We start from the raw sequence: 13,162 nt of genomic DNA, 5'->3' as shown, positions 1-13,162 counted from the left end.
CGCAAAAAACAAAATCACCTTGACAAACAATACAACAATAAAACAATACGACAATAAAAAGGTAATAGCCATATTAGGCAGCACCGGAAGTATCGGGACACAAACTCTAGATGTGATTAGGGAGAATACGGACTTATTTGGCGTTTTCTTGCTTACAGCCAATTCCAATGCCGACCTGCTGATTAAACAGGCGCTTGAGTTTGCGCCGGAGTATGCGATCATTTGCGATAAAACAAAATACAAGTACGTAAAGGACGCTTTAATTAATACAAACGTAAAAGTATTGGCAGGCATCGAAGCCATTAATGACACCGTAACCCATCCTGATATTGATATTGTATTAACCGCAATGGTTGGTTTTGCTGGCCTGGAGCCCACCATAGCTGCGATTAAAGCCGGCAAAGACATCGCGTTAGCAAATAAGGAAACCCTGGTGGTTGCCGGCGAACTGGTAACCGGGCTGGCTAAAAAACATAGCGTTAAGATATTACCGGTTGATTCGGAGCATTCCGCGATATTTCAATGTCTTGCCGGAGAACAGGCAAGCACTGTTGAAAAGATCATCCTGACAGCTTCCGGAGGGCCTTTCAGGGGTAAGTCCCATGACTTTTTAAATAATGTATCAAGGGCCGATGCACTAAAACATCCTAATTGGGTAATGGGGGCAAAAATCACTATTGATTCAGCTTCATTAATGAACAAGGGGCTGGAAGTTATTGAAGCTAAGTGGTTGTTTAATATTGATGCAGATCAGATCGATGTAATCGTTCATCCGCAGTCGATCATTCATTCCATGGTACAATTTCACGATGGTGCTATCATGGCCCAGATGGGCTTACCAGATATGAAATTGCCGATCCAGTACGCACTCTCCTATCCAACAAGATTAAAAAACAATTTTAAACGTTTCGACTTTATTAATTATAGTGAACTCACATTTGAGAAACCCGATCTTGAAACTTTCCGTAATTTAGCTTTAGCGTTTGCTGCATTAAAGAAGGGCGGCAATATGCCCTGCATTATTAACGCTGCAAACGAAATAGCGGTAGCCGGTTTTTTAGGTGAAACGATCAGTTTTTTAGGCATGAGCGAAGTTATTGAACAATGCATGCAACAAATTAACTTCGTGGCACGACCTGTTTTGGAAGACTATTTGAATACTGATAAAGAAACACGCATCTTTGCACAAAATTTAATAAAAAAAATGCCGTTAAAGGGCACAACAGTTTTAACATAACATAACTAATGGGTATAGTGATAATGGTAGGTCAACTAATTCTTGGCCTTTCAATTCTGGTAATTCTTCATGAATTCGGGCATTTTATTGCAGCCCGCGCTTTTGGCATCAAAGTAGAAAAGTTTTATTTATTTTTTGACGCCTGGGGTTTCAGCCTTTTTAAGTTCAATTACAAGGGTGTTGAATATGGCGTAGGATGGCTGCCCCTGGGTGGTTATGTTAAAATTGCAGGCATGATTGATGAATCGATGGATACTGATCAATTAGCAGGCCCTCCGCAACCCTGGGAATTCCGTTCAAAACCGGCCTGGCAGCGCTTAATTGTTATGCTTGGCGGGGTTACAGTAAACATCATCCTTGGTATTTTTATTTTCTGGATATTAACCATTAAATATGGCGAGTCATATATCCCTAATTCCGACCTGAAATATGGTATTGTACCGGGTAAGATCGGCGTGAAAATAGGGCTTAGGCCCGGCGATCAGGTGACCGCCATAAATGGAAGAAAAGTTGTCCGTTTTGACGAACTGACCAGTACCGAAGTGATATTGGGAAACAGCGACCTTACGGTACAACGCGGAAGCCAGGTATTACATGTAAGAGTACCTGCTTCTATTTTAAACGACCTGACGGATGGTATCGATCAGTTTATCAGCAAATTACCGCGCGCCAAATTCGCTGTTGAATCTATTGCGCCTGGTAGCGGTGCGCAAAAAGCCGGATTGTTAAAAAACGACAGCATTGTAGCAATTAACAATAATAAGACCGCCTTTTTTGATGAAATGCAGGCACAACTTGCACAAAATAAAAATAAACAGGTACTGGTGTCAATCAAGCGGGATGGCAACTTAATTCAAAAACCCGCGCAAATAGACAAGGATGGGATTTTAGGTTTTATTCCGAACCTTGATATTCCAAAAGAGAAAAAATTAACCTTTGGGTTCTTCGGCGCATTACCGGTTGGGGCTACAAAAGCCTACGGTATGTTCAGTGATAATGCCAAAGGGATTGGAAAAGTATTTAATGGCGATGTTAAATTCAGCAAAGCTGTAAGCGGGCCTGTAAAAATAGCCACCCTTTTTGGCCAAACTATTGATTGGCTGCGTTTTTGGAGCCTGGTGGGCTTCTTATCGATGGTATTGGCTTTAACCAATTTACTCCCCATCCCTGCGCTTGATGGTGGCCATGCTTTATTTTTAGTGATTGAAATGATAAAAGGCAAGCCCTTAAGTGATAAATTCCTGGAACGCGCCCAGATCGTCGGTTTTGTGATTTTGATCTCGCTGATGGTTTTTGTTTTCGGGAATGATATTGTGAAGCAAGTGATGAAGAATCATTGAGGTTGGAGGTGAAAGCTTAAAGGTAAAAGGCGAAAGCTTAAACCTATAAAATAAAAGGCACTGAATGATCCGTGCCTTTTTTTATGAAGGAAAGTTTAGTTTTACCTTCATAAATAAACCCGTAATGAAAGAACGCTTAAACATCACTATTAACAAATTGCAGCACGTGGGCATACTGGTAACTGATATTGCTGTATCCGAAAAGTTTTACAGTCGTTTTGGTTTTGAGAATGTAATGCAGTCGCCATTTGCTTTTGAAGGGGGCACAGGCACCTGTATCATGATACGTTATAAAGAGATCGTCATTGAACTTTACCAGATGCCCGCCAAACAAATTGATGGAATAAGAAGCCGCAACGACGGACATATCGACCATATCGCTTTTGATGTGGATGATATTGAAGCTGTTTTTAAAACCCTAAAAGCCGATGGCCATATCAAGGTACTGGAAGATGCCCCGGTGTCCCTCCCCTTCTGGAAACATGGCTGCAAATACTTTAACATCCTCGGGCCGGATAAGGAACGACTGGAGTTTAACCAAATAGAAAAAGGATAGCTATTAAACAAAACAGGCCGCTCAAATGAACGGCCTGCTTTGTTTGATATCGATCCATCGGCTAAACAGCGGGGTCGGTAAAAGAATCTGAACTTTGTTCAATATCCAAAATAGTACGTTCTTTTTTGAAAATCGCTGCACCAATCAGGGAAACAATGATTCCAAAAATAGCCATAAGAAACAGGCTACCAACTGCTGCTAATAAAACGCCGTATTTACTCATTATACTCATAGTTTGATCAATCTGGTCGCTGGATAGCCCTTTTGCCACCAGGCCTGCTTTTGTAGTATCCAATACCTTTTCATACATCTGCGGGCTTAACACGGCAAAATACAAATACGTAAAAACAGAAATGACCACAGCACTAACAATCGAATAAAGCAGGCCGGCAACAAATGACTCCCCGAAAGTGACAAAGCCACCTTGCTTGTCTCGTTGCTCTTTTTGCGTAAGTATTAAAAAAACTATAAAAATTACAAAGCCGATGTATTTTACGGATGTATTTGGGTCGATATTTAAAAGCTGCCAGGTGTAAGTAAGTACAATAGAAGCTATTACGTAAATCGCCGCCCATTTGACAGCAATATCAAACGGTTTTGGTTTTGAATTTTCCATTATGAAATTGGTTTTAGTGTGAAATAAAGTTAAATATTATTTATTCAACTAATGTATATTCTGCATGAATTATTTCGACAAACTGCGCAACGCACAACCTTAAAAATCAACCCGCCCGGGTATGGTTTGGATCAGTGACAGATACATACTCCGCATTCCGGATCATTGAAGCAAACAGGATAGCGAAAACGAACAGGAAAAGGATAGCCATGGCATTTTCAAAGATGATATAAAACAGGCTTGCCGGTTTATCTTCCCCAAAGTCTTTTTTTGTATCAGCTATTGCGGCATCAATATCCTTTTGCGCCGCCCCGCCCTGTTTCATAATAGCAATCTTCTTTTCAATAACAGCTGCCTCCGTTTTTTGAATATTATTTGGCTCAATAACCTTATTAAAAAGCAGGCTTACACCCAGTGTATAAACCACATAGGCCACGCACAGCATAATGAATATTCCGGTAGTAGCCTGTTTAAATGTCCAGAAACCGCCGGCCTGTTTACGGCTTTTAAGGCAAAAGTAAATAACACCTAAAATTGGTAATACTAAAGGAAAAATCACGCGGCCGCTAATCAGCAATAAAGCCGATCCGGCAATTTTTGTGATATAATAAAAGTAAAATATTTCTATCGCCGAATAAACTATGCCAAGCAACAGCCCGTTTTTAACACCGTTGAGCTTTATTTTGCGTTCAAGATTAATGTCCACTACCTTCTTTATTATTCAGCAAAACAGGTTAATATTTCCAATACGGCCATGTCAAAGTCTTTGTTCACGGCATTGGCTGCAATGTTGTTCTTTTCTTCGACTGACGGGTTGGTATTTTGAAAAAAGCACATCATCGGGTAAAACATTTCTTTTAGTTCCGAATCTTCCGGCAATTCCATCGCAACTTTACTGATCTCCGTTACCGGGCTTTCAATCAATATCTGGTTGGCGATCACCGGTTCGTAAATACGGTATTCATCCTGGAACTCATCTTCGTCTACCAGTAAAAACTCTTTCAGATAGTCTTCCAGTTCGGGCTCAATATCTTCATCACGGCATTCATTTAAATATAGCAGCAGGTTAAGCAATTCGGTGCCCCTGTCAAGCGTTTGCTCTTCAATATCTTCCCACTCGGGCGAATCAAGGTAATCTTCTTCCAGCTTGATCACGTCCGCACTAAAGAAATTGATCAGCAACAGGTCGAAAAAAACTTCCCTGAGGGACTCCAGCTGCGGGTAATCGTCAAATACCTCGTCGAGCATACCGGATTTGGTCAAAAAATCTTTGTCGGATGCGAATACTTCATAAAAAACAGTGGTAAAAGGCGTGGCCTCAAAACTGTTATATTTCGAAAAAGCGTTCAAAGCCGCTTCTATTGCAATTTTTACTTTTGGATCTGTCATGGGTCGATGTTATTTAAAACTTTGATTGTTATTACAGGTTAACAATACTTTACCTATTAAGTTGTGACCAATAAAAGGAGAATTATATGATCTCGACCTGTTATTCTTTTTGTTGTATTCCCAAACCTCATCTGCATCAAAAAGTACAAAATTGGCTTCTTTGCCCACGGCGATAATGGGTATATCTACATTTAAAATCTTCCGCGGGTTAACAGCCATCTTTTCAACGATAAGGCTGATGTCGAGTCCGGCCTTCAAAGCAAGCGGCAACGCGGTTTGCAAACCAATGCTGCCAAATTCGGCCACTTCCAGCTCAACGTTTTTAAACTCTACCTCGTGCGGGGTATGTTGCGATACAATAGCATCTATAGTGCCGTCTTTAAGGCCTGCAATCAAGGCATCCACATCATCCCGGGTACGCAAAGGCGGCTTCACCTTATACTGGCTGTCGAAACCTAATAAAGCCTCATCAGTAAGCACCAAATGATGCGCTGCCACGTCGCAGGTTACTTCAAGCCCTCTGCGTTTGGCTTCCCTGATCAGCTCAACAGAACGCGTGGTGGATACGGTGCTAAAGTGAATCCTGGAAACCGTGTATTCTGCCAAATAAAGGTCACGTGCTATCATCAGCTCTTCGGCCAGTGAGGGTATGCCTTTCATGCCCAACAACGTACTCACTTCCCCTTCGTTCACTTTGGCTTTGCCGGCTATGGCGGTATCTTCGGGATAAGAGAAGATCAGCGCATCAAATCCCTGCGCGTACAATAACGCGCGCTCCATTAATCCTGCATCCTGTACCGGCCTGTTACCATCGCTGAATGCTTTGGCGCCGCTGAGATACATATCATACATTTCGGCCAGGTCCTTACCTTCTCTTTTGTGCGAGATAGCGCCCAAAGGGTACACATCCACCAAATTCTTCTTCGACCGGTTTAAAATATATTCGATCTCGGATTTTGAATGCACTGGTGGAACCGTATTCGGCATTAAAGCAATGCCCGTAAAACCACCTGCCGCAGCCGCCTCTGTACCTGTATAAAGATCTTCCTTGGTTTCGAGGCCGGGCTCACCAATGTTACAGTTCAGGTCAAAAAAACCGGGAGAAATATATTTACCCTCTGCTTCAAATATCTCGGTGTCGGTTTCAATTTCAGGCGCTATCTGTGTTATAATGCCTTTTTCAATTAAAACATCGGCAATTTTTTGATTAAAAGGTGAGTTGGGATCAATTATAGTTGCGGATTTAATAAGCAAATTCATTTGCGCTATTTTAAAAGGTGGGTTTTATTCAATTAAACCGGTTGTGAAACAGGAGGCTTATCAGTTTTAAAATACCTGATCAGCAGTATTTCGAGCCCCAGAAAAATCAATGCCAAAATTATACAAAGTTTCCATAATTGTAAGCCGAAATTTGTTTCTGTTAATGTACTTTTTAACGACCCGTTACCGGCTTCCAAAACCGGGTTAGCCCGCGGCACCAATTTTACCAGTTCTGCTGAGGTCAAATAGCTTAAATCCGATTCACTCCGGTTATCATTGAAGGCGAGTACGGCTACGGTACTGTCCTGCTTATTCAGGTCATATATTCCTGTTTGCTGTAACTGGTCGGCCATGTAAAGCAAAGTACTCCCTTCTGTTTGTTTGGTTTCAGGAATAATGCTTTGGTTTGCTTTAAACAATTTCAGCATTTGTTTTTCGTTGGTTTGAAACGGCGGAATTTCAATCATTTCATCCCTGCCAAGGGTGTAAAACAAAGGCTGATCATGGCCGCTAAGCAGGGCAATCCTGAACATTACCGGCACAAATAAAGCATGGCGCGGCAAATTGCTGAAATCTTCGTTTAACGCCACTGCAGAAACATAAACCTTGCCCTTGCCACTTGTATAACCACACCAGAAGGATTGTTTGCCTGGCATGGTCATTAAGTTTTCAGGGGCGTTACCTGATGAACTCAACTGGTAATATTTTTTTACGCCAGGCAGATCGGGGTTTTGCGGGAAATTTTCAAAAATGTTTTTAAAAACCTGGTTGCTCAGGTTGAGGCCGCTTACCCTGGCATCGCCGGTTATTAATTTTTCGGGATAAGCAGCACTTACCTTTTCAAGAAAATCTTTATAGTTCGCCAGGTCGGCCTCAACTGACGGAAAAACCAATAACGTTCCACCTTTATTCACAAAAGCCTTTAACTGCTGCGATAAACCCGTGGAAATTGCATTAATGTCGCTTAAGATAATTAGTGAATAATCAGCGAGGGATGCATAATCAACATTTCCATCAGCCACCCGTTTTGCGTTAAAAAAAGGATCAGCAGCAAAAACAGCCTTTAAAAACGGATTTGGAGTACCGCCGTCTATCAGTAAAACAGGCATCTGCTGTTTCACGCCGAAAGTAAAGTAGAACTGATTATCAAAGGTAACCGGGTTATCCTGTAATGATATTTCAGCCCGTTGCCATCCGGCGTTTAATCCCGAAAAAACCAGTGTATCATATTGCACTGCATGTGCTGCTATACTATAGCTACCCAACGCTTTTTGGGCGCCGTTGATCAATAACTTTAAAGGCACCTTTGCAGCCGCTTCTGCCGCATAGTTATGCAGCCGTACCACCAGCTTTTCGCTTTCGCCGGGGCGGTGGATGGCGCTTAACAAGGCTACCGAATCTACTGCAACGTTTGGCAATGAACTCGCCTTTAACTGCACCATGTTAACACTTAAGCCGGTATCTGTTTTGACAACGTTGCCATTTGACATGTTCTTTTGAAAATCGGATATAACGAACAAAATGCCGGGATTATCTTTGTGCATAGCTAAAAGGCTTTGCTGCCTGTTTACAATCTGCTGAAAGCTGCGGCTTCGGGGGCTGATTTTTACGGTATCAACAGCGTCATTAAATTCATCGCGGCTTAACAAACGCTGGTGCCTGCCTTCAAAATCCTGGGTAAGCAACTGAAAACGATCATTTATACTGTACGCTGAAGCAATTTCTTTTGCACGTTTTTTGGCCTCGTCAAGCAAAGAGCCGTCCCTGTTTAGGGTTTCCATTGAATAGGAATTATCCACAAAAATACTGATCGCTTTTTGTTTACCTGCACCGGCGTTGTTGGCACCGGGGATGTAGGGTTTTGCAAATGCCAGCACCAAAAAAGTTAATGCCAGCAGCCGGGTTGCCAATACCAGGCGCTCTTTCAGATTTCTGCGGGAGGATTGCTGCTCCTGGATCTCTTTCAGAAATTGCACATTGCTGAAATATACCTTTTGATACCTGCGAAAATTGAACAGATGGATCAATACAGGGATAGCCAGCGTTAACAATGCAAAAAGAAAGGCAGGATATAGAAAATGCATATTGATGTGCAAATGTGCGAATTTTAGATCACTGATTTAAGTTGATTTTTGAATTTCGCTGATTTGGGAAGAACAATTGCGTCATCATGTAAAGTTAGATGGTCATCTATCCCCTAACATTCCCTAAATAGTAAATTTCTTACCCTTCATCACTATGATGCCTTCTGTGTTTCTTCTTTTTCTTCTTCTCTGTCGTATGTTTCACTGGTTTTGAAGCAGTGCTTTGTGGTTTCACCACCGGTTTAACAACAGGACTTACTTTCGTGGAATCTTTGCTTAACGTATGCACGTTGAATTGGTTATTGCGCATACCGTATTCCAGCTGCCGTTTTTGACCGGTAGGCTTAGCCAATTTTCCGCTGCCTGTGTATAAAGGAAATTCCCGTTCAAGTTTGCCATCCTTAACGTAAAAGCTGTCGTTACCCCTATACCCTTGCTTTTGTTGTTCGGTTAGCTTCGGAAAATCTAATTTATCCGCCTTTCCATTTGTAAATTCAAAGGCAAAGACATGGGTATTATACAGCGTATCATTGGTTTTTGTCTGGATCAGGATCTCCGGATTGCCATCCAGGTCCATATCTGTATTAAAAACATCAACAATGGCGCCGTCAAGGTCTCCCGTTGTAGTGGAGTATTTGTTACCCGCCGAATCGGAATGTAATATTTCGAATGCGCCCACTTTTGAAGATCCCCTGCCCCAGCTCAAGATATCATAATCCTCGCCCGGAGAAACTTCAATTAGTTTATGGTAACGGAACGGATCCATTAAAACCGGCTTTGGCGGGGTAGCATTGGTTACGATTGCTGGTTTTGGTTGATTGTTGCAACCAGATATTAAAATTCCGCTAACAATTAAGCAGGCAAAACTTGTAAGATTAATAAGCCATGTATTTTTCATTGCCTGGTCAGTTAAACATCATATCCGGTGATATTTCACCTTTTGGTTTTCCGGGAATGGTCATCATTACCCTTAAAAGGCCTGAATTTGCACTGTCAAAGTACTTAACGGTGACCCGGTGAAAACCTTTTAATAACGGTACGGCCCCAGCCTGTTCAAAAACGCTGTGTTTGCCGTCGTTATCTGCCACTGGCTGGTTATCTATCATTAATTGCGATCCGTTTGCTGATACCAGTGAAAAACCATATACCCCATCCGCATCTACCCGGATAAAGCCCTCATAAATAACGCCAAATCCTTTTATGTTTTTTTTGAATGCTGAAGTATTGAAAGTTAAAACATTACCGGTATCTATTACCGGCGCTCCTTTTAACTGGTCGATTGCTGTAAACTCACCCGTCAATAATGTATACTTCATCCCTTTGGCAGTTCCTGTAAAGTTAACGGCCGGAAGTGGCATTTTGTTGTACATAGTTTCACGCGTAATGATGCTCCTTTTTCCCGTTGGCGTGATCACAATTGTTTTCAGCTCGCGGTATTGATCAGGCGGAACATCATAGGCCATCGGCGCGGTATAGGCTATATCCGTTTCGCGCGGGTCATAGCCATCTATGGTGTAATATACTTTAGCGCCTGCAACAGATGGCTTTAAATTCACATTCAGTTTTGTGCCAAAAACAATGGTATCACGCCCACCAATGGCTGTTGGCACCCGGTAATCAAATTTACCAGCTTCAAGCTTAGCCAGGTGCGATGGCAGCCGTGTGTTGGCGAAATCGTTAAAGTTTTTATTGGCAAGCGGGCTCCAGGCTACTTCTGATAAGGCAAACAATCTTGGCAGGATCATATAATCGGCCTTAATTTCATAGGGGATGTACTCCGTCCACAAATTAGCCTGTACACCCATAATAAATTTCTGCTGATCGGCCGTTAATTCATTTGGTGTTGGGTTATAGCTGTATATTTTACTCAAAGGATCATAACCGCCAATGCTTAGCGGTTCCAAATTCTGTTTGCTTTGCTGCTGGTCGATATATAACCCGCCGCTGCCGGGCGTCATGATCACGTTATGGTGCTGCTGGGCGGCTTTTATGCCCCCCTCTTCTCCGCGCCAGCTCATTACGGTGGCATTTGGTGATAGTCCGCCTTCCAGTATTTCGTCCCAGCCGATAATGCTTCGGCCTTTTGAGTTTACAAATTTTTCAATCCGCTGGATAAAGTAGCTTTGCAGTTCATCTTCAGTTTTTAAACCAAGCTGCTTCATAAGCTTCTGGCAATATTCCGATTTCTTCCAGACGTCCTTCGGCGCCTCGTCACCGCCAATATGAATGTATTTGCCGGGGAAAAGGTCCATTACTTCGGTCAGCACATCCTGCAAAAAATTGAAGGTCTTATCCGAAGGGCAATAGATGTCATGAAAAACGCCCCAGGTTTCGGCCACTTTATAAGTCAAAGATGGATCACAGCTTAATTCAGGATATGCAGCCAATGCCGCTTCAGAGTGTCCGGGCATTTCAATTTCAGGAACGATATTGATATACCTGTCGGCGGCATATTTAACTACCTCGCGGATCTGGTCCTGGGTATAATACCCGCCATAAGGCGTATTGTCAAATTGTTGCGGGGTACGATCATGGTAATTGCCGATAACCGTTTGTGCTCTTTGGCTGGCGATTTGAGTCAATCCGGGATATTTTTTTATTTCGATGCGCCAGCCCTGGTCGTCAGTTAAATGCCAATGGAAGTTATTGAGTTTATAGGCCGCCATCAGGTCGATATATTTTTTAACAAATTCAACCGAAAAGAAGTGGCGGCAAACATCCAGCATCATACCCCGATAGGCAAAACGGGGATAGTCTTCAATCTGCGCACACGGTATTTTGGATGTCGCAGCCTTATCTTCAGGCATTAATTGAATCAGGGTTTGTATACCGTAAAACAAACCGGCGCCCTTTCCTGCAATAATTATTTGTTGTGGCGTGATGGTCAAACGGTACCCATCGGAAGGTAAATTACCGGTTCCTGCAGCGGTAAGAACTATGCTATTGGATGTAGCGGCTCCATTATTATGCTTTAGCTGAACATGCAGCATTGCTTTATTTTGCAGGTAATCAGTTAAGAATAGAACCGCTTTATTATCGAGGCTATCGGCCAGGATCAGCGTTCGTTGATTGATTTCAAAAGTGCCTGATGATTTTTTAAGGGAAACCGGGGAAGGGATTATCCCGAGGTTTGGGTTACTGTCCTGGGCATTTACTATAGCGGCAGATGCCGCTGTTATTAAACAAAGCAGTAAAAACGTTTTTTTAAGCATGATACCAATTGAACCTGTTAAAATATAAGGAGGTGAAGTTAACAGATTTTTGCAGAAAAGTTAACAGGCTTGGTTGTAAAAAATCTGTTCAATAATAAAACAAGCCGCTCCGGAATTGCGGAACGGCTTGTTTTATTATTTCGCTTCTTCAACGGCAGGTGCAGCTGGTTTTGCCTTTTTAAAATCGTGGGGCCTGGTTTTACCGTATGATCCCATTGCGATTTTGCCTTTTTTAGTTTTTTTATCTCCTTTTCCCATGGTAGTATGATTGAATATATAGTATTTTATCAATGATACGAAAAAAAGTCCGAAAGTCAGCAAAGTCCGGAAGACCGAAAGTTATTTTTGCGTTTTCGGGTTGTAATTGTTGTAGTGGTTGTAATAGTGTAAGTAGGTATAATCACCGTAATCAACCTATCCAACCCAATCCAACTAATCAACCAATTACGCTGTCACCACATGCTCTTTAGCCGCCAGGTAACGTTCCGCGTCAATAGCAGCCATACAACCTGTACCGGCAGCTGTTACCGCCTGGCGGTAAATATGATCCTGGGCATCGCCGCAGCAAAACACACCTTCAACGTTAGTGGTAGTTGATCCGGGATTTGTCTTAATATATCCGGTTTCATCCATGTGAATCCAGCCTCTGAAAATTTCGGTATTAGGCTGATGACCAATCGCCACGAAAAAGCCGGTGATATCTAAAGTTCGTTCTTCGTTGGTCTTGTTATTGAAAACGTTTACGCCGGTCACGCTTTGCCCGTCGCCCATAATTTCTTTGGTTTCGGTATTGTATAAAAGCTCAATATTAGGCGTATTTAAAACGCGGTGCACCATTGCTTTCGAGGCTCTGAATTCATCGCGGCGTACCAGCATATACACCTTACGGCACAGTTTTGCCAGGTAAGTCGCTTCTTCTGCAGCGGTATCTCCTGCGCCAACGATGGCTACATCCTGCCCCTTAAAAAAGAAACCATCGCAAACGGCGCAAGCCGAAACACCGAAGCCGCTGTATTTTTGTTCTGAATCAAGCCCCAGCCATTTGGCAGAAGCGCCGGTTGAAATAATCACGGTGTCAGCCAGAATAGTTTTAGTCTCGTCAACTACCACTTTATGCGGCAGACTCGAAAAATCTACTGAGCTTACATAGCCATAGCGGATGTCGGTCCCCAGGCGTTCGGCCTGTTTGCGAAAATCTTCCATCATTTCTACACCCATAACGCCATCGGGGTAGCCGGGGTAGTTTTCTACTTCAGTAGTTTGAGTAAGCTGGCCACCTGCAATTAAACCGGTATACATTACCGGGTGCAGATCAGCGCGTGAGGCATAAATGGCCGCAGTATAACCTGCCGGCCCTGAGCCTATAATGAGGCATTTAACGTGTTCGTTTGGTTGAGACATCGGGGATTAATAAATTGCAAATTTACGAAAGAACCCCGTAATAACGTCAGAAATTAGTAAACATTAT

At 42.6% G+C, this 13,162-nt stretch carries 12 protein-coding genes; 3 read left to right on the top strand and 9 right to left on the bottom strand.

Features of this window, described 5'->3' with window-relative positions:
* Positions 1–19 precede the first annotated feature (19 nt).
* The 3 genes from MgSA37_RS11170 to MgSA37_RS11160 all read left to right on the top strand — a co-directional run bounded on the left by MgSA37_RS11170 (position 20) and on the right by MgSA37_RS11160 (position 3,133).
* Positions 20–1,237 (top strand): 1-deoxy-D-xylulose-5-phosphate reductoisomerase, encoded by a 1,218-nt coding sequence (locus MgSA37_RS11170; RefSeq protein ID WP_221199382.1) that lies wholly within the window; start codon positions 20–22, stop codon positions 1,235–1,237.
* Between the two features lie 8 nt (positions 1,238–1,245).
* Entirely contained in the window at positions 1,246–2,577 is a 1,332-nt protein-coding gene (gene rseP / locus MgSA37_RS11165; protein ID WP_096351960.1) for an RIP metalloprotease RseP, read from the top strand.
* 124 nt (positions 2,578–2,701) lie between these two features.
* Positions 2,702–3,133 (top strand): VOC family protein, encoded by a 432-nt coding sequence (locus tag MgSA37_RS11160; RefSeq protein ID WP_157750540.1) that lies wholly within the window; start codon positions 2,702–2,704, stop codon positions 3,131–3,133.
* 61 nt (positions 3,134–3,194) lie between these two features.
* Here the strand turns inward: MgSA37_RS11160 and MgSA37_RS11155 are convergent, their stop codons facing one another.
* From MgSA37_RS11155 to trxB, 9 genes are all read right to left on the bottom strand, one after another.
* On the bottom strand, positions 3,195–3,749 hold the full coding sequence (locus tag MgSA37_RS11155) for a DUF4199 domain-containing protein (RefSeq protein WP_096351957.1): 555 nt from the start codon (positions 3,747–3,749) through the stop codon (positions 3,195–3,197).
* Between the two features lie 106 nt (positions 3,750–3,855).
* On the bottom strand, positions 3,856–4,455 hold the full coding sequence (locus MgSA37_RS11150; RefSeq protein WP_157750539.1) for a DUF4199 domain-containing protein: 600 nt from the start codon (positions 4,453–4,455) through the stop codon (positions 3,856–3,858).
* An 11-nt stretch (positions 4,456–4,466) separates the two neighbouring features.
* Positions 4,467–5,138 carry a hypothetical protein gene (locus MgSA37_RS11145; protein WP_096351954.1) on the bottom strand — a complete coding sequence of 224 codons (672 nt, stop codon included), beginning with the start codon at positions 5,136–5,138 and terminating at the stop codon, positions 4,467–4,469.
* A gap of 9 nt (positions 5,139–5,147) precedes the next feature.
* Entirely contained in the window at positions 5,148–6,398 is a 1,251-nt protein-coding gene (locus MgSA37_RS11140; RefSeq protein WP_096351953.1) for a dihydroorotase, read from the bottom strand.
* 32 nt (positions 6,399–6,430) lie between these two features.
* Positions 6,431–8,482 carry a BatA domain-containing protein gene (locus MgSA37_RS11135; RefSeq protein ID WP_096351951.1) on the bottom strand — a complete coding sequence of 684 codons (2,052 nt, stop codon included), beginning with the start codon at positions 8,480–8,482 and terminating at the stop codon, positions 6,431–6,433.
* A 139-nt stretch (positions 8,483–8,621) separates the two neighbouring features.
* Entirely contained in the window at positions 8,622–9,380 is a 759-nt protein-coding gene (locus MgSA37_RS11130; RefSeq protein WP_096351950.1) for a hypothetical protein, read from the bottom strand.
* Between the two features lie 7 nt (positions 9,381–9,387).
* Positions 9,388–11,694, bottom strand: coding sequence for a family 20 glycosylhydrolase (locus tag MgSA37_RS11125; RefSeq protein ID WP_096351948.1), 2,307 nt, complete (start codon positions 11,692–11,694; stop codon positions 9,388–9,390).
* 135 nt (positions 11,695–11,829) lie between these two features.
* Entirely contained in the window at positions 11,830–11,952 is a 123-nt protein-coding gene (locus tag MgSA37_RS11120) for a 30S ribosomal protein THX (RefSeq protein ID WP_096351947.1), read from the bottom strand.
* Positions 11,953–12,138: 186 nt separating this feature from the next.
* Positions 12,139–13,095, bottom strand: coding sequence for a thioredoxin-disulfide reductase (gene trxB, locus MgSA37_RS11115; RefSeq protein WP_096351945.1), 957 nt, complete (start codon positions 13,093–13,095; stop codon positions 12,139–12,141).
* Between the last annotated feature and the right edge of the window lie 67 nt (positions 13,096–13,162).

The sequence above is a fragment of the Mucilaginibacter gotjawali genome, assembly GCF_002355435.1.
GTDB lineage: Bacteria > Bacteroidota > Bacteroidia > Sphingobacteriales > Sphingobacteriaceae > Mucilaginibacter > Mucilaginibacter gotjawali.
Note: the sequence above shows the minus strand (reverse complement) of the source record. Positions and strands in the feature narration are given on the sequence as shown.

What these genes read in the sequence shown, in the direction of transcription:
- MgSA37_RS11135 (WP_096351951.1), bottom strand. Translation starts at nt 8,482, where the DNA reads ATGCATTTTCTATATCCTGCCTTTCTTTTTGCATTGTTAACGCTGGCT.
- MgSA37_RS11140 (WP_096351953.1), bottom strand. Translation starts at nt 6,398, where the DNA reads ATGAATTTGCTTATTAAATCCGCAACTATAATTGATCCCAACTCACCT.
- trxB (WP_096351945.1), bottom strand. Translation starts at nt 13,095, where the DNA reads ATGTCTCAACCAAACGAACACGTTAAATGCCTCATTATAGGCTCAGGG.
- MgSA37_RS11145 (WP_096351954.1), bottom strand. Translation starts at nt 5,138, where the DNA reads ATGACAGATCCAAAAGTAAAAATTGCAATAGAAGCGGCTTTGAACGCT.
- MgSA37_RS11125 (WP_096351948.1), bottom strand. Translation starts at nt 11,694, where the DNA reads ATGCTTAAAAAAACGTTTTTACTGCTTTGTTTAATAACAGCGGCATCT.
- MgSA37_RS11155 (WP_096351957.1), bottom strand. Translation starts at nt 3,749, where the DNA reads ATGGAAAATTCAAAACCAAAACCGTTTGATATTGCTGTCAAATGGGCG.
- MgSA37_RS11130 (WP_096351950.1), bottom strand. Translation starts at nt 9,380, where the DNA reads ATGAAAAATACATGGCTTATTAATCTTACAAGTTTTGCCTGCTTAATT.
- rseP (WP_096351960.1), top strand. Translation starts at nt 1,246, where the DNA reads ATGGGTATAGTGATAATGGTAGGTCAACTAATTCTTGGCCTTTCAATT.
- MgSA37_RS11160 (WP_157750540.1), top strand. Translation starts at nt 2,702, where the DNA reads ATGAAAGAACGCTTAAACATCACTATTAACAAATTGCAGCACGTGGGC.
- MgSA37_RS11120 (WP_096351947.1), bottom strand. Translation starts at nt 11,952, where the DNA reads ATGGGAAAAGGAGATAAAAAAACTAAAAAAGGCAAAATCGCAATGGGA.